Source organism: Streptomyces sp. NPDC006925, assembly GCF_042869575.1.
Lineage (GTDB): Bacteria > Actinomycetota > Actinomycetes > Streptomycetales > Streptomycetaceae > Streptomyces.
The window spans coordinates 401,542-418,031 of record NZ_JBIAGB010000001.1; the positions used below are offsets into that span (position 1 = coordinate 401,542).

The window sequence follows — 16,490 nt, forward strand, 5'->3', positions numbered from 1 at the left end:
GCACGAGGTTGGGGCACAGCACTCCATGGCACAGGGCTCGGTCCAGGTGACGCACAGCGGCACGTCGCGGTGGCGGCGGCGCACGGGCGAATACGCGTCGTTGTCCGCCGCGCTGGAGGCGGCGGGCGACGGCGACGTCCTCACCGTGGCACCCGGCACCTACCGGGAGAACCTGGTCATCGAGCGCATGGTGACCCTGCGCGGCCCCGAACGCGGCGGCTCCGGACCGGTCCGGATCGCCCCCGCCGACGGGGTGGCGCTCACCGTACGGTCCGCCGCGCTGGTCCAGGATCTGCAGATCGAGGGCCAGGACTCGGCCGTGCCCGCGGTGCTCGTGGAGGACGGGGCACCGGAACTGGCCGGGCTGCGGGTGATGACCCGCTCGGCCTCGGGGATCGAGGTGCGCGGCGGCGCGCGGCCCACGGTGCGGCGCTGCACCGTGGACAACCCGGCCGGGATCGGCTTCAGCATCACGGGGGGCGCCGGGGGCGTCTTCGAGGAGTGCGAGGTGGTGGCCGCGGGCCAGTCCGGTGTCCTGGTGCGGGACGGCGCCCGGCCGCGGCTCGCGCACTGCAGGGTGCACCTCGCCTCGGGCGCGGGCATCGCGCTGCAGGGAGAGGGCAGCACGCTGGAGGCGCTGGGCTGCGAGGTGTACGAGATCAAGGGCAGCGGCCTGCGCGTCGCCGGGCGCGCCAGCGGGCACTTCACCGACTGCCGGGTGCACCGCACCTCGACCGACGGGGTCACCCTGGACACCGACGCCGTGCTCACCCTCGCCGACTGCGACATCCACGACATCCCGGAGAACGCGGTCGACCTGCGGTCCCGCTCCGTGCTGACCCTGACCCGCTCCACGGTGCGCCGGTTCGGCCGCAACGGCCTGTCGGTGTGGGACCCGGGAACCCGCGCGGACGCCAACGGCTGCGAGATACACGAGAGCACCGGCGACTACCCGGCGGTGTGGGTCAGCGACGGTGCCACCGCGGTACTGGACACCTGCCGGGTGCATTCGGTGCCCGACGCGCTCTTCGTCCTGGACCGGGGCTCCCGCGCCGACGTCCTGGACAGCGACCTCTCCCAGGTGCGCGGCACCGCCGTCTCGGTGAGCGACGGCGCGGTCGTGCAACTGGACGACTGCCGTATCAGCAAGGCCGCCACCGGCGCCTGGTTCCGCGACCACGGCAGCGGCGGGGTGCTCAACGGCTGCACCATCGACCAGGCGGCGACCGGCGTGATCGTCACCAAGGGCGCCGATCCCACCATCGAGCGCTGCACGGTCAGCGGTTCCGGCGAGGCCGGGTTCTACGTGTCCGCCGAGGGACGCGGGACGTTCCACAACTGCCGGGTGTCCGGCTCGCGCGGCTACGGCTTCCACGTGATCGACGGCTGCCGCACCACGCTGCGCCGCTGCCGCACCGAGCGGTGCACCCGCGGCGGCTACGAGTTCGCCGAGGAGGGCCCGACCGTCGAGGACTGCAGCAGCGACGAGAGCGCCACCGCGGTCACCGCGACGCCCGCCGCGCCCTCCCCCGCTCCCGTCTCGCCCGCCCCGCCCGCCGACGGCTCCGCGGGGCTGCTGACCGCGCAGGCCGCGGTGCCCCGGCAGCGCTCGGAGAGCCCGTCGTCGGCAACGGCACCGGCGGCCGCCGCACCCGGCGACGGCACCGCCGACGCGAGCGCGGACGAGGAGGAACCGCGCCCCGCCAAGGAAGTGCTGGGCGAACTCGACGGGCTGGTCGGGCTGGACGCGGTCAAGCGCGAGGTCCGGGCGCTCACCGACATGATCGAGGTCGGCCGCAGACGGCAGCGTGCCGGGCTGAAGGCGGCGTCCGCACGGCGGCACCTGGTCTTCACGGGGTCGCCCGGTACCGGCAAGACCACGGTGGCCCGCCTCTACGGCGAGATCCTGCACTCCCTGGGGGTGCTGCGCCGCGGGCATCTGGTGGAGGTCTCCCGCGTGGACCTGGTCGGCGAGCACATCGGGTCCACTGCGCTGCGCACCCAGGAGGCGTTCGAGAAGGCCAAGGGCGGTGTGCTGTTCATCGACGAGGCGTACGCGCTCGCCCCGCAGGACTCGGGCCGCGACTTCGGCCGCGAGGCCATCGACACCCTGGTGAAACTGATGGAGGACCACCGGGACGACGTGGTGGTCATCGTGGCGGGCTACACCACCGAGATGGAGCATTTCCTGGCCGCCAACCCCGGTGTGGCCTCGCGCTTCTCCCGGACGATCACCTTCGGCGACTACGCCCCCGAGGAGCTGCTGAGCATCGTCGAGCAGCAGGCCGAGGAGCACGAGTACCACCTGGGCGGCGGCACGCGGCAGGCGCTGCTGGAGTACTTCGGGCAGCTTCCCAAGGGCCCCTCGTTCGGCAACGGACGTACCGCGCGGCAGACCTTCGAGGCGATGGTCGAGCGGCACGCGGGCCGGGTCGCGCAGCTTCCCGACCCGAGCACCGAGGACCTCACCCTGCTCTACCCCTCGGATCTGCCCGGCCCTGGCTGAGCAGCCGGCGGGCCGGCCGTACCGGACCTCCGCCGGTCCGGCTGCCGGCCGGGGCGCCGGTCCGCGTTCTGCGGCGGGCACGGGGACGCGCCGGCCGCGACAGTCCGCCGCGCGCGGTCCGCGAGGCGGGCCAGCAGCCCGGCCCGCTCCTCGGCGAAGGCCGGGTCCGCCTGGTAGTCCCCGTGCGCCAGGATCGGTTCGGGCAGCGGCAGCTCGCGGGTGCGGCCGTAGGCGACGGGGTCGCGCAGCGGACCGCGGTCGACTCCGACGCACGCTTCGGGCGGTCCGGGCTCGGGAGCACCGGCGCGCTCGGGCCGCACCGGGCCGCCGATCGGGTCGGTCAGCCGCCACAGGTTGCGCCAGCACTCCAGATCACCGTGCAGGGCGGCCAGCCGGTGCGGCCCGAAGTAGGCGGGGAACCAGCGCCCGTAGAGCCGTTCCAGGGGTGAGCCGTAGGTGAGGAGCGCGACCTGGCGGCGGGTACCGGGGTCCAGCTGCCAGACCGCCGCTGCCGCCAGGACGCTGCCCTGCGAGTGGCCGGAGATCACCAGGCGCCGCTCGGGCCGCCGGTCGGTCCACATCGCCATCCGCCAGGCCAGGTCGGGCACGGCGCGTTCGGCGTAGCAGGGCGGCGCGAACGGGTGGGCGCAGCGCGGCCAGAAGGTGCCCACATCCCACAGGATGCCGATGGTGCGGCGGGCCGAGGCGTCCCGGTAGGCGCGGCGGCCCCAGGCCAGCAGCAGGACGAAGGCGAACCCGACCAGCCAGGAACCGAGGGCCTGCACGGCGTCGGCGGACCCCGCGACGACGCTGGGGGCCCCGTCCGTAGCGCGCCCGGGAACCTGGCCGGTCAGCAGCGTGCCGAGCACGGCCGCACCGCCCATGACGAGTGTGCCGGCGGCGACGGCGGCCACCAGCCGGGGTGCCCGGTCGGTGAGTCCGGCACGGGCGATCGTGGCGGCGATCCGGCGGGAGCGGGACGGGTCGGGCAGCGATGCGGGGTACCCGGCCGCCACGTCGTCGGTGAGTCGCCGGGTCTCGCGCCACACGCGCACGGCGGACCAGCCCGCCAGCAGCAGCACCAGGGCCAGCAGGACGGGGATGATGGACGCCTGCCAGGTGAGGATCGTCGGCGGGCCGGCGATGCGGCCGCCGCTGCCGCCGGACGCACCGGGGCCGTCGAGCCAGTCACCGACCCGTTGGCAGACCCCGCCGGAGAGCACACCGCCCAGCGAGCAGGCGAGCATCGCCACGCATCCGGAGGCCGTCCCGTGCAGCGCTGTGCGGGGGACGCGCGTGCGGCGGTGCAGTCGCAGGCCCAGCACGCCGAGCGCGACCACGAGTGTGCCCTGGAGCACCGCGAGGATGCTGAACGTCTCGTCGCCGGGGAGGGTGCCGCCGGAGGTCCATTCCGGACGGCTCCAGCCGGTGTGCACGACAGCCGACAGCAGGACGGCGAGGGAGGCCACGGGCAGCCCGCGCACCGCGAGCGAGTCGGCGCCGTCGTCGGGTTCGGTCTCCTTGCGGCCCCGGCCGCAGACGACGAACAGCACCCCGGCGGCTCCCGCCAGCACCAGTCCCGTCAGCAGCCGTCCGGACAGGTCCAGCGCGGTGCTGCCGCCGGGTGCCCGGTCGTGCCGGGCGGTGGCGGCGGTGAGCGCGGCGGCGACGGTCAGGAACCCGGCAGCGGTGTGCGCGGCACGCAGCCGGGCGACGAGGCGCTTGCCGTACCAGAAGCCGGGCAGCGACAGCGGTGGCCGCCCCTCGGCCGCGGGGGCGTCCTCGGGGACGGTGCGCTCCAGCGGCGGCTGGGATTCGTAGGCGCTCCAGGTGCGGTGCGAGAGCCACCACAGCAGGGCGGTCACGGCAGCGGGCAGCACGGCGGCCAGGGCGAGCCGGCGGCCCGGCTGGCTCCACCAACTGCCGGGGGCCGCGGGCTCCTCGGGCGCCGTCAGGAACGCCAGCCAGGAGCGTTCCCCGGCGCAGCGGGCGGCCCCTGCGCACTGCCAGGCGACCAGGTCGAGTGCGACCTCGCAGGCCGCGGCGACCAGCAGCACGGTCAGGGAGAGCGCCAGCAGCCGCACCAGCAGCCCGTGCAGCCGTACGGTGCGGGCACGGCCCCGGGAGGCGGGCCGGGTCCAGTGGGCCAGGTTGGCCACCATGAACGGCAGCAGGATCAGCCACAGGGCGCGGGCACCGTTGCCGGAGGTCAGGTTCGACCAGCAGTACGCCTCCGGTACCGCTCTGCCCGTGTAGTCCCCCGGGCGTTGCTCGGCGTACGTGTCGTCGGTGCGCCGGTGGATCGCCGCCGTGCCGTCCCCGGTGACGCGTTCGGTGCGCGGGTCGCCGAGCATCTCGGCGGCGGTCGTCCCGCCCACTCCGTGTACGAGCAGTTCCAGGGCGAGGCCCGGCGCGTCGCCGGGTGCGCCGCTGGGTGCATGGTCTGTCGGCACTGTGCTTCCCCCGGTTCCCCCGAACGGTGTGTCAGCTTCGTGTCGGCCGGTGCCAGCATCACTGCCCGCGCTGCGCCGTGCCAGCCCCCCACGGGTGAAAGCGGGGTACGCGGGGCTCGATCGAGACAGCGGCGCGGCTGTGGCGCGCGTGGGAGGATGGGCCGACCGGAGGCCTCCCCACAGCCCCGACACCCGGTCGCGAAAGGAACGGAGACAGCGGCAGTGAGCGACAACCAGAACCTCCTCGCCGAACAGCGGCGCGCGCTGATCCTGGAGGAGGTGCGGCGCCGGGGCGGCGCCCGGGTCAACGAGCTGACCAGGAAACTGTCGGTCTCGGACATGACGGTGCGGCGCGACCTGGACGCGCTGGCCCGGCAGGGCGCCCTGGAGAAGGTGCACGGCGGCGCCGTTCCGGTCGCCGAGGCCAGCACGCACGAGCCGGGGTTCGAGGCGAAGTCCTCGCTGGAGCTGAGCGCGAAGGAGGACATCGCGCGAGCGGCGGCCACCATGGCCCAGCCGGGCACCGCGATCGCGCTCTCGGGCGGTACGACGACGTTCGCGCTGGCGCGGCACCTGCTGGAGGTGCCGAACCTGACGGTGGTCACCAACTCGGTGCGGGTCGCCGACGTCTTCCACGCGGCGCAGCGGAGCGGCGCCGGGGCCGGGCCCGCGGGAAGCCGTCCGGGCGCGGCGACGGTGGTGCTGACGGGCGGGGTGCGGACGCCCTCGGACTCGCTGGTGGGTTCGGTGGCGGACGCGGCGATCCGCTCGCTCCACTTCGACGCGCTGTTCCTGGGGGTGCACGGCATATCGGTGGAGGCCGGGCTCTCCACCCCGAATCTGGCGGAGGCGGAGACGAACCGGCAGTTCGTGGGCTCGGCCCGCCGGGTCATCGTGGTCGCGGACCACACCAAGTGGGGCACTGTGGGGCTGAGTTCGTTCGCCTCGCTGGACCAGGTGGACGCGCTGGTGACGGACAGCGGGCTGCCGCCGGCGGCGCGGGAGGAGATCCAGGAGCGGCTGCCGGAGCTGGTGGTGGCCGGCGAGCAGGACGGCGAGGGCTTCGCGGGCACGCTCTGAGCCGGGACCCGCGGCCGCCCGGCGCGCCACGCCGGGAGACGGCACCGCTCGGCCGGCGCCCCGCGGGGCTGCGCACGGCCCGTCTGCGGACCGGTGCGGCGCTCCGCTGGCCGCCGGGGGGTCTGGGGTCCCCGCGCCGCCTTGCGGGCCCGCGGCGGGGCGGCTAGTGCGGCTCCGCCCACTCCCCCGAGGCCAGGAACCGCTCCAGGGTGCGGGTGTAGGGAGCGATGTCCAGGCCCTGCCGGGCCAGCCAGGAGTCGGCGTAGTACTTGTCCAGATACCGCTCGCCCGGGTCGCACAGCAGGGTGACGACGCTGCCCTGCTCGCCGTCGGCCAGCATCCGGGCGACGATCCGCAGGCTGCTCCACAGCCCGGTGCCGGTGGACCCGCCGGCCTTGCGGCCCAGCACCCGGTCCAGCTGCCGTACGGCGGCCACGCTGGCGGCGTCCGGGACCTTCATCATCCGGTCGACGGCGGCCGGCACGAAGCTGGGCTCCATCCGGGGCCGCCCGATGCCCTCGATCCGGGAGCCGCAGTCGCTGGTGGCCTCCGGGTCGCCGCGCGTCCAGCCGTCGAAGAAGCAGGAGTTCTCCGGGTCGGGGACGCAGACCCGGGTGTCGTACTGCATGTAGCGGATGTAGCGGGCGAAGGTCGCCGAGGTGCCCCCGGTTCCGGCGGTGGCGACGATCCACGCCGGTTCCGGGTACCGTTCCCCGGCGAGCTGCTGGTAGACGGACTCGGCGATGTTGTTGTTGCCCCGCCAGTCGGTGGCCCGTTCGGCGTAGGTGAACTGGTCCATGAAGTGGCCGCCGCTCTCCGCGGCGAGCCGTGCCGAGACCTCGTAGACGGTACGCGGATCGTCCACCAGGTGGCAGGTGCCGCCGTGGAACTCGATCAGCCGGGTCTTCTCGCTGCTCGTCGTGCGCGGCATCACCGCGATGAACGGGACGCCGATCAGCTTGGCGAAGTACGCCTCGCTCACCGCGGTGGAGCCGCTGGACGCCTCGATGACGGGCCGCCCCTGCCGGATCCAGCCGTTGCACAGCGCGTGCAGGAACAGCGAGCGCGCCAGGCGGTGCTTGAGGCTGCCGGTGGGGTGGGTCGACTCGTCCTTGAGGTACAGGTCGACGCCCCACTCCTCGGGCAGCGGGAAGGCGAGCAGGTGGGTGTCGGCGCTGCGGCCGCTCTCGGCCCGCACCTTGCGTACCGCCTCCTTCAGCCAGCCGCGGCGGTCGGAGTCGCTGCGGTCCACGTCCTGGGTGGGGAGGGCGGGGACGGGAGGGGCGGGTTCGGTGGTGCTCACAGGCCGATCATAGAGGGGGGTCGGTAGACAGCGGCGGACATGGGCATGCTCCTGGCAAGGGGTTGGGCTCTCCGGGGGTGTACGCGCACCGCCCGGGGGTACCCCGGTACCTCGCTGGGCAGATCCGGTGGGAGCCGGTGGGAGGCGGTGTGCAGTGGCGGAGCCGGAGTTCGACGCGACTGGAGTGGGGATCAGCCGGATGCTCCGCTCCCTCACCCGGGCGGGCCATGTGCTGGTGCGGGACGGGGAGCTGGTGCTGCTGACCAGTTACGGCAGCGAGATCGACAGCGCACCGGTCGACGAGGTGCGGATCAGCGGCTACGGGCTGCGCGACCAGGTGCCGGCGACGCTGCGCGGCAGAAGCTATCTGCTGCGCCTGGGCCAGCAGCACCGGGAGGGTCTGCTGTCGGCCCTGCGGACGGCGCGTGCGAAGGCCGCCGCCGAGCGCGGCGTGCTGGGCCGGTGAACACGCCCGCCTACCGCCGTTCCGTGACCGGATCGTCGCAGTGCGTTTGCACCTCGGCCGGTCCGCTCCCATCCTGGCTCTGTAGCGCACATCACATGTGATCCGTCCCCGCCACCGGCGGCCCCTCGTGAGGGAGTCACAGTCGTGATCAGTCCACCGAGCAGCACCCCTGCACCGGCCCCGGCGCGGCACTGCGCCGTGGAGTTCCAGGCGCTGCCCCCGCGCATAGGGCAGGTCCGAAGAATCGTCTCCGCGCAGCTGCGGTACTGGCGGCTGGACGCCGTCCTGGACGTCGCGGCCCTCCTGCTGACCGAGTTGCTGGCCAACGTCCACCGGCACGCGGATCCCCGGGGCGGCGGCGCCGGCCCGGCTCCCGCCGACAAGCACTGCACCGTGGAACTGTCCCTGGTCGGGGACCGGCTGACGGTCTCGGTGCACGACCACGACCCCCGGCTGCCGCGGGTCCGCGGCGCGGCGTCCGACGAGCCGCTGCCCACCAGCGGGCGCGGCCTCGCCCTGGTGGCGTCGCTCAGCGAGAGCTGGGGAGTGCGGGCCCGGCCCGACGGTTCGGGAAAGACCGTGTGGTTCTCGCTGCCGGTTCCGGCCCCGGAGCCGGCCGCGCGGGGCCGGGGCCGTACGGGCCGTGCCGCCCGGGACGGCGCCGCACCCGAGCAGCCGGCCGCCGGTCCGGCCCCGGTGCCGCCACCGGCCGAGGTGGAGCCGGCGACAGCGGGCTGAGGAGGCGGAACCGGCGGCCGGTACGGTCTCCCGGCCGGGTCCGGGCCGCTATTCGGCGCCGATGGCGCGCAGCACGTCCAGGCGTGCCGCCCGGCGCGCGGGGCGCCATCCGGCCAGGAGGCCGGCGGCGACCCCGACGAGGGCGACCACCGCCAGAGGGAGGGGCGGCAGGCTCAGGACGCCCAGCCCCCGGCTGTCGGTGGCGCGCACCAGCGCCCAGCCCAGGAAGCTGCCGAGGGCGAGGCCGCCCAGCGTCCCGAAGGCGGCGACCAGCATCGACTCCCACCGCACCATGGCCCGCAGCTGGCCGCGGGTCTGCCCGACCGCGCGGAGCAGCCCCAGCTCCCTGGTGCGCTCGTGCACGGCGAGGGTGAGGGTGTTGGCGATGCCCAGCAGCGCGATGAGCACGGCCAGTCCCAGCAGCGCGTAGACGAGGGTGAGCATCATGTCGATCCCGGCGGCCGCGGACTGCGCGTACTCCTCGCGGGTCTGCACCTCCGGCTTGCCGTACCGGTCGGCGACCCGCTGGACGGCCGCCCGGCCCGCCTGCGGCGAGACGCCGTCCTCGAAGACGACCGACAGCAGCCGGTCGGCGTCCTGGGTGCGGTGCGGCGCCCACGCCCGGCGGCTGACGACGTAGTCGCCGGTCAGCTCGCTCGTGCCGTAGACGGCGCGGACGGTGAAGCGCTGCTCGCTGCCGTCGGTGAACTCCAGCCGCACGGTGGAACCGGGCCGCCAGCCGTGCTTCCCGGCCTCGGAACGTGAGACGGCGACACCGCGTCCGCCCAGGTCCGCGAGCGAGCCGTGCACGGTGCCAAGGTTCAGGACCCGGTCCAGCTTCGCCGGGTCGGCGACGGTCAGCTCCTGTCCGGCGCCCTCCACCCGAGCGGTGCCCCGGCCGAGTCCGAGCGCGGTCTCCACCTGCGGAAGCCGCTGCACGGCGGGGGCCAGCCGCGGACTCAGCCCGCTGCCGCCCGCGCCGAAGCCGGGAGCGCTGACCGCGACATCGCCGGCGAAGTTGCGGTCGACCGCCTGGTCCATCATCGCCTTCACCGAGGAGGCGAAGACGGTGAAGAGGGTGACCACGGCGACCCCGATCAGCAGCGCACCGGCCGTCGCGGCGGTGCGGCCGGGGTTGCGCAGCGCGTTGCGCCGGGCCAGCGCACCGGTCGTCCCGCGCAGCCGGGCCACGGGTCCGCCCAGTACGCGCACCGCGAGCGTCGCCGCCGCCGGGCCGAGGACGAGGAAGGCGGCCAGTGCCGCGACGGCCCCGCACGCGGTCAGGGTCACCGATCTGTTCCCCGGGGCGGCGCCCAGGGCGGTGAGCGCCGCGCCCGCCGCGCCGAGCAGCGAGCCGAGCAGCGCCCGGCGGCGGGAGGCGGCGACGGGCTCCACCGCGGTCTCCCGCAGCGCCGCCAGCGGCGCGGTGCGTCCGGCCCGCACCGCGGGCAGCAGCGCGGAGGCCAGACATACGGCGATCCCGACGCCGAGCGGCAGCAGCAGCGACAGTGCGTCGATGACCAGGGGGCCCTCGGGGAAGGGGAATCCGACGGCCGGGAAGAGCGCCTGGAGCCCGGCGGCGACACCGATCCCGGCGGCGGCCCCGGTGGCGGCGGCGAGGGCGCCGACCGCGGCTGCCTCGCACAGCGTGGTGGTCAGCACCTGGCGGCGCGAGGCGCCCAGGGCGCGCAGCAGCGCGTTCTCGCGGGTGCGCTGCGCGACGACGATGGCGAAGGTGTTGTGGATGGAGAAGACGGCGACCAGCAGGGCGACTCCGGAGAAGACGAGCAGCATGCTGGTGAAGAGGGTCAGGAAGCTGCCGGAGACGTTCTCGGAGTTCTCCTCGGCCGCTTCCTGTCCCGTGACGGCCTCGACCCCGCGGGGCAGCGCCGCCTCCAGCCGCTCGGTGAGCTGCTGCTGACCGGTGCCGTCCGCGGCCCGTACCCGGATGGCGGCGGCCCTTCCCGGTGCGGGCATCAGGTACTTCTCGGCGTCCGCTCGCGTCATGCCGGCGAAGGTGGCCTTCCCCATGCCGCTCTGGCCGCCGAAGGTGGCCAGGCCGACGATCTTCACCGGCACCGGATCGGGAGTGCGCAGGGTCGTGGTGTCGCCGATCGTGAGGCCGCCGGAGGCGGCCGCGCCCTCGTTGACGACGATCTCCCCGGCGGCGCGCGGGGCGCGGCCCCGGGAGATCTCGTAGGGGTTCAGCCGCCGGTCGGCGATCCAGTTGCCCGCGGTGGTGGGCGGACCCTGGCCGCCGACGGGTCCGCCGTCCGCGCCCACGAGCTGTCCGGCCCCCTCGATGCTGGGTTCGGCTGCCGCGACGCCCGGCGTGCCGCGCACCGTCCGCAGCGTTGCGCGGGTGCGCAGCGGGCTGCGGGCGCCGGCCGGCTCGCCGGAGGTGGTGATGACGCTGCTGCTGCGCACCACCGCGTCGGTTCCGCCGGTGGCGGTGCCGAACAGGGCGTCGAAACCGGCCCGCAGGGTGTCGCCCATGACCAGGGTGCCGGTGAGGAAGGCGACGCCCAGCACCACGGCGGTGAAGGTCCCGGCGAACCGCCGCTTGTGGGCACGCAGGGAGGCCAGGCTGAGACGCAGCGCGGCGGCGCCGCCGCTTCGGCGGCCGGGCACCGCGGCGCTCATCGGGCCGCCTCCGCCCGGTCGCAGGCGGCGAGCCGGTCCAGGACGCGCTCGGTCGTCGGCTGTTGTATCCGCCCGGCGAGCCGTCCGTCGGAGAGGAAGACGACCTCATCGGCGCAGGCGGCGGCAACCGGGTCGTGGGTGACCATGACGACGGTGCGGCCCATCTCGTGCACCGCACGGCCGAGGAGGCCCAGCACCTCCTGGCCGGAGCGGGAGTCGAGGTTCCCGGTGGGCTCGTCGGCGAAGACCACCTCGGGCCGGGCTGCCAGCGCCCGGGCGACGGCGACGCGCTGCTGCTGTCCGCCGGAGAGTTCAGCGGGGCGGTGGTGCAGCCGGTCGCCGAGCCCGACGATCCCGGTGAGGTCCGCGATCCACTCCGGGTCGGGGCGGGCACCGGCCAGGTCCTGCGGGAGGGTGATGTTCTCGGCGACGGTGAGCGTCGGCAGCAGGTTGAACGCCTGGAAGACGAAGCCGACGCGCTCGCGACGCAGCAGGGTCAGCTTCCGGTCGCCGAGTGCGCCCAGTTCGGTGTCGCCGATCAGCGCCTGCCCGGAGGTGAGCGTGTCCAGCCCGGCGGCGCAGTGCATCAGGGTGGACTTGCCGGAACCGGAGGGCCCCATGATGGCGGTGAAGCGGCCCGTCTCGAAGCCGAGTGTCACTCCGTCGAGTGCGCGGACCCGCGTGTCACCGCTGCCGTGGACCTTCACGGCGGCGGTGACCCGGGCTGCGGCGGTGTCGCTCATCGCGTGCCCTCCGGGCGCTCCGCGCGCCGCTCGCGGGTGCTCTCGGCCAGCACGGAGGTGCGCCGCCAGTACTCGTCCTCGTCGATCTCGCCCTGTGCGAAGCGCCGGTCCAGCAGGTCCAGCGGGGTCTCGGTGCCGTGCGCGGCGTGCTGCCGCCGCTGCCAGGGGCCGCGGCGGCCCCGGAGGACCGTGCGGCGCAGCAGGAGGAGGCCGGCCGCGACGAGGGCGGCCCAGATGAGCGGGAAGAACAGGATCCAGGGGCCCGGTCCCCCCGCGCCGTGCCAGTGCGCCAGGGTCTGCATGGTCGTCAACTCCTCGGTAGCGGTCGGTGGTGCCTTGCGCTACCGAGACTGCGCGCGGGGAGGGGTTCGGGTCGTCGTACGGCCGGCGGCGGTACGGGTACCTCGCCGGGAGTACCGCGGGGGTGCCGGGCTGCTCCGGGGCGGAAGCGGGGCGGCCCGGCGGGGCTACTCCGCCGGGAGAAGGTCCCGGCGCGTCGGGGCGGCGGCCTCGCGGCGCATGCACACCCGGGGCCAGCGGTCCAGCCCGGCGGCGGTCTCCCGGGACCGGATCTCCCGCAGCCCGGGGCCGAGTTCGTGCGCGGCGAGGGTGCGGAAGCCCAGGCGCGCGTAGTAGGGCGCGTTCCAGGGGACGTCGGTGAAGGTGGTGAGGGTGAGTGCGGGTGTCCGCTGGGCCGCCGCCCGGGCCGCCAGGTGGTCGAGAAGGGCGCGCCCGATGCCGCGCCGGGCGCGGTCCGGGTGGACGGAGAGCTGCTCGATGTGCAGGCAGCCGTCGACCGGTTCGGTGAGCGCGTAGGCGACCGGCGGGCCGCCGTCGTCGTCAGCGGCGACCCACAGTCCGCCCGCTTCCGCGAACTCGCGCAGACACTGCCGGGTGGGCGGCTCGTCGTCGGCTATCTCCGGCATGCCGATGCCGCGGAACCACTGGCCCGCCGCCCGTTCGATCTCCTGGAGCCTGCCGAGTTCGCGTGCGGTACCCGCTCGGATGCGCATGCGGTCATCCTCCCAGCACTGCGAGCGGGTCATCGAGCACCGGCTGCCATGCCGACTCGGCTGCTCCCACGAGGGAGTTGTGCGCCAGTTCGCTGGGCAGGACGGGGACGCCGCCGCTGCGTCCCCACAGGCTGCGGTCGGCGACGACGCCGCGCAGCCGTTCGCCGTCGGCCTCGACCAGGGCGCGGTGCAGTCCGGCGAGCACGATGCGGTCGGGGTTGAGGATGTTGACGAGTCCGGCGAGTCCGAGCCCGAGCCGGTCGACGAGCCGGCCGGCCGCGTCCCGGACCGCGGGGTCGGTGCCGTACTCCGTGCGGAGCAGTTCGGCGGCCTGGGTCAGCAGGGAGGTCCCGGGGCTGGCCGGGCGCCCGGCGGCGGCGAGGAGCGCCGCGGGGTCGGTCTCCACGTCCAGGCAGCCGCGGCTGCCGCAGTGGCAGGGGCGGCCCTCCGGGTCCACCGTCAGATGGCCGACCTCCAGGGCCAGGCCCGAACTTCCGGTGTGCAGCCGCCCGTCCAGCACGAGCGCGCCGCCCACGCCGTGGTGCCCGGTGCCCACGACGAGCAGATGGCGGGCTCCGCGTCCGGCGCCGTGCCGGTGCTCGGCCAGTGCGGCGACGTTCAGGTCGTTGGCGGCGAAGCCGGTGACGGTGGCGCCGTCCGCACCGGTGACCCCGGCCTCGGCGAGGCAGGCGCGGAAGGTGTCGCGCACCGGGGCGCCCGCCTCCCAGGCGAGGTGCAGCGGATTGAGCGCGGTGCCCTCCGGTTCGGCCACGGCGGAGGGTACGGCGAGTCCCGCGCCCACGCAGCGCCGTCCGCGGGAGCGCAGCAACTCCGCGCCCGCGGCCACGACTTCGCTGATGACCTGCGCGGGGTCGGCGTCCACGGTGCCGCAGCCGGGCGCCGTGGCGACGATGCGCCCGCCGAGGCCGACCAGCGCCGCGCGGTAGCCGTCCGCGTGGATCTGCGCGGCGAGCGCGACGGGTCCCGCGGGGTCGACGGCGAGCCGGTGCGAGGGCCGGCCCTGACTGCCCACGGGTGCGGTGGGGTGGGCGTCGACGGTGATGAGCCCGAGGGCCTCCAGTTCGGCTGCGACGGCTCCCGCTGTCGCGCGGGTCACCCCCAGTTCGGCCGTGAGCACGGCGCGGGTGGGCGCCTGCCCGGTGTGGACCAGCTCCAGTGCGGGCCCCAGGGCCGAACGCCCTCTTTCCAACCTCGTTGTACGTGTCCGGGTCACGCCTCTATTCTCTCTTTGTGCCGACACTAAACAAAATACGGTCGGCGCTCGCCGGTGCGAAGGAGCGCGGCGGCCGGTCCCCCGCCGCTCCCCACCGCCCGGACCTGCGCCGCTTCCGCCACGCCCTGACCGCCTTCTTCGCTCTCGATGGTTTCCTCTTCGCCGGATGGGTCGTCCGGATCCCCGCCGTCAAGGCCCGGACGGGCGCCTCGGACAGCGCGCTCGGCCTGGCGCTGCTCGGCCTCTCGGCGGGCGCCGTGGTCACCATGATGGCGACCGGACGGCTGTGCTCGCGCTTCGGCAACCAACCCGTCCTGCTCGGCTGCGGATTCCTGCTGCCCCTCAGCGTGGCACTTCCGCCGCTCACCCGCTCACCGCTCGCCCTCGGCCTCGTGCTGCTGGTCTTCGGCGCCGCGTACGGCGGGATGAACGTCGCCCTCAACAGCACCGCGGTCGACCTGGTGGCCGCGCTTGACCGCCCCGCGATGCCGGGCTTCCACGCCGCCTTCAGCCTCGGCGGCATGCTCGGTGCGGGCCTGGGCGGCCTGCTGGCGGGCGCGTTGAGCCCCACCCGGCACCTGCTGCTGCTCGCCGCGGCCGGGCTGGCCCTGGCCGCGCTCGCCGCCCGGCCGTTGCTGCGCTTCCCGCTGCCCGCCGCCCGGCGCCCGCAGCGCCCCCGCCGCACCGGCCCCCCGCCCGGAGACGACATGCCGGGGGCGCGCTCCGGCCCCGCACCCGCCCCGGATCCGCCCCGCGGCGCCCGCCGGGCGGTCGCGGTCCTGGGGATGATCGCGCTGTGCACCGCGTACGGCGAGGGAGCGCTGGCCGACTGGAGCGCGCTGCACCTGATGGACGACCTGGGCGCCGGCCCGGCCCTCGCCGCCGCCGGCTACTCGGTCTTCGCCGGGGCCATGACGGTGGGGCGGCTCTCCGGCACGACGCTCGTCGAGCGCCTGGGGCCCGGCCGGGTACTGATCGGGGGCGGGGCGCTGGGCTGCTGCGGCATGCTGCTGGGCGCGCTCGCGCCGTCGGTGTGGGCGGCCCTCGCGGGCTTCGTCGTGACCGGGCTCGGCCTGGCCAACGTCTTCCCCATCGCCATCGGACGGGCAGGAGACCTGGCGGGGCCCGGCGGGGTGGCGGCGGCCTCCACGCTCGGGTACGGCGGCATCCTGCTGGGCCCGGTGGCGATCGGCTTCCTGGCGGAGCGATTCTCGCTGCAAGCGGCGCTGCTGACGGTGGCGCTGCTGGCGGGAGCCGCCGCACTGACCGCGGCGGCAGTACGGCGCGCCGTACTGCCGGACGGGTGAGCGGAGCGGGAGCGGCCGGAATCCACCTGGCCGGATCCTTGCGTTCCTCGTCACTCCAGCCAGTGGTCCGGCAGCCCCGCGGCCCGCAGAGTGGTGCGCATGAACGACACCTGGACGCTGGACCGTACCTACGAGAGTGCCCTGGGGACCGTGCGCTGGGCCGCCCTGGGCGACCCGGCGCTGCCGCCCGTCGTGCTGCTGCACGGGACACCCTGGTCCTCCTACACGTGGCGGAACGTCGCCCGGAGCCTGGCCGGAGGTCACCACGTCCACGTGTGGGACATGCCCGGATACGGCGCTTCGGCCAAGCACGAGGGGCAGGAGGTGTCGCTGCGTGCCCAGGGCGAGCTGTTCGCCGAACTGCTGGATCACTGGGGCCTGGAGCAGCCCGCCGTGGTGGCGCACGACTTCGGCGGCGCCGTCGCCCTGCGCGCGCACCTGCTGCACGGTGCGCGCTACTCCCGGCTGGCACTGGTGGACGTCGTGGCTCTGGCTCCCTGGGGGTCGCCGGCCTACCGGCTGCTGGGCGAGCACTCCGAGGTGTTCGCCCAGCTCCCGCCCGCTCTGCACGCGGCGCTGGTACGGGAGTACGTCTCCTCCGTCGGCGGGCCCGGCCTGCCCGGGGACGTCGTGGCGCGGTTGGCCGAGCCGTGGCTGGACCCGGCGGGGCGGAGCGCCTTCTACCGGCAGATCGCACAGAACGACCAGCGCTGGACCGACGAGATCGAGCAGCGGTACGGCGAGCTGACGCTGCCCGTCCTCGTCTGCTGGGGCACCGAGGACGCCTGGATCCCGGTCGACCGTGCGCACCGGCTGGCCGCGGCGATCCCCGGCGCCCGGCTGCGGCTGCTCGACGGCGCCGGACACCTGGTCCAGGAGGACGCCACGGCGGAGCTGACCAGGACACTCGCCGGCTTCCTGGAGGAGTGAGCGGTACCCTCCGGCCGGACGGTCCGCGGCTCGCCGGTCCGGTGCCGGTCCGGTGCGGGAGTGATCGCCGCCAC

General features: G+C 75.2%; 13 protein-coding genes. 6 read left to right on the forward strand and 7 right to left on the reverse strand.

The features are described from left to right. Positions 1 to 25 precede the first annotated feature (25 nt). Entirely contained in the window at positions 26 to 2,506 is a 2,481-nt protein-coding gene (locus ACFYNS_RS01835; protein WP_388600084.1) for a right-handed parallel beta-helix repeat-containing protein, read from the forward strand. Here the strand turns inward: ACFYNS_RS01835 and ACFYNS_RS01840 are convergent. Continuing rightward, a complete protein-coding gene (locus ACFYNS_RS01840; protein WP_388600086.1) occupies positions 2,476 to 4,959 on the reverse strand; it encodes a hypothetical protein in 2,484 nt (827 codons plus the stop codon). The genes ACFYNS_RS01835 and ACFYNS_RS01840 overlap by 31 nt on opposite strands. A gap of 222 nt (positions 4,960 to 5,181) precedes the next feature. On the opposite strand from ACFYNS_RS01840, the gene ACFYNS_RS01845 reads away from it, so the two are divergent. Further along, the gene (locus tag ACFYNS_RS01845) at positions 5,182 to 6,039 is read left to right on the forward strand and encodes a DeoR/GlpR family DNA-binding transcription regulator (protein WP_360296539.1); all 858 of its coding nucleotides are present in this window, start codon (positions 5,182 to 5,184) and stop codon (positions 6,037 to 6,039) included. A gap of 163 nt (positions 6,040 to 6,202) precedes the next feature. Here ACFYNS_RS01845 and ACFYNS_RS01850 read toward each other — a convergent pair whose 3' ends face one another. Next, positions 6,203 to 7,342 (reverse strand): PLP-dependent cysteine synthase family protein, encoded by a 1,140-nt coding sequence (locus tag ACFYNS_RS01850; RefSeq protein WP_360296542.1) that lies wholly within the window; start codon positions 7,340 to 7,342, stop codon positions 6,203 to 6,205. A gap of 154 nt (positions 7,343 to 7,496) precedes the next feature. On the opposite strand from ACFYNS_RS01850, the gene ACFYNS_RS01855 reads away from it, so the two are divergent. Both ACFYNS_RS01855 and ACFYNS_RS01860 read left to right on the forward strand, forming a co-directional pair. Beyond that, complete coding sequence (locus ACFYNS_RS01855) at positions 7,497 to 7,808, forward strand: hypothetical protein (protein ID WP_360296544.1); 312 nt, start codon at positions 7,497 to 7,499, stop codon at positions 7,806 to 7,808. Between the two features lie 144 nt (positions 7,809 to 7,952). Next, a complete protein-coding gene (locus ACFYNS_RS01860; protein ID WP_360296546.1) occupies positions 7,953 to 8,546 on the forward strand; it encodes an ATP-binding protein in 594 nt (197 codons plus the stop codon). Between the two features lie 48 nt (positions 8,547 to 8,594). Here ACFYNS_RS01860 and ACFYNS_RS01865 read toward each other — a convergent pair whose 3' ends face one another. The 5 genes from ACFYNS_RS01865 to ACFYNS_RS01885 form a co-directional block, all read right to left on the reverse strand. Beyond that, on the reverse strand, positions 8,595 to 11,189 hold the full coding sequence (locus tag ACFYNS_RS01865; protein WP_388600090.1) for an ABC transporter permease: 2,595 nt from the start codon (positions 11,187 to 11,189) through the stop codon (positions 8,595 to 8,597). Beyond that, positions 11,186 to 11,932 carry an ABC transporter ATP-binding protein gene (locus tag ACFYNS_RS01870; RefSeq protein ID WP_360296551.1) on the reverse strand — a complete coding sequence of 249 codons (747 nt, stop codon included), beginning with the start codon at positions 11,930 to 11,932 and terminating at the stop codon, positions 11,186 to 11,188. Before ACFYNS_RS01870 ends, ACFYNS_RS01865 begins: the two co-directional genes overlap by 4 nt. Beyond that, positions 11,929 to 12,234, reverse strand: a complete 306-nt coding sequence (locus ACFYNS_RS01875; RefSeq protein ID WP_360296554.1) for an SHOCT domain-containing protein — start codon at positions 12,232 to 12,234, stop codon at positions 11,929 to 11,931. Before ACFYNS_RS01875 ends, ACFYNS_RS01870 begins: the two co-directional genes overlap by 4 nt. A 165-nt stretch (positions 12,235 to 12,399) precedes the next feature. Continuing rightward, positions 12,400 to 12,945: a GNAT family N-acetyltransferase gene (locus ACFYNS_RS01880; RefSeq protein WP_360296557.1), complete on the reverse strand. Its 546-nt coding sequence runs from the start codon at positions 12,943 to 12,945 to the stop codon at positions 12,400 to 12,402. A 4-nt stretch (positions 12,946 to 12,949) separates the two neighbouring features. Continuing rightward, positions 12,950 to 14,179, reverse strand: a complete 1,230-nt coding sequence (locus ACFYNS_RS01885) for an ROK family protein (protein ID WP_360296559.1) — start codon at positions 14,177 to 14,179, stop codon at positions 12,950 to 12,952. A gap of 17 nt (positions 14,180 to 14,196) precedes the next feature. Here ACFYNS_RS01885 and ACFYNS_RS01890 point away from each other — a divergent pair, with 17 nt between their 5' ends. Beyond that, positions 14,197 to 15,486 carry an MFS transporter gene (locus tag ACFYNS_RS01890; protein ID WP_388600096.1) on the forward strand — a complete coding sequence of 430 codons (1,290 nt, stop codon included), beginning with the start codon at positions 14,197 to 14,199 and terminating at the stop codon, positions 15,484 to 15,486. Positions 15,487 to 15,585: 99 nt separating this feature from the next. Next, positions 15,586 to 16,416 (forward strand): alpha/beta fold hydrolase, encoded by an 831-nt coding sequence (locus ACFYNS_RS01895; RefSeq protein WP_360300369.1) that lies wholly within the window; start codon positions 15,586 to 15,588, stop codon positions 16,414 to 16,416. Positions 16,417 to 16,490: the final 74 nt, after the last annotated feature.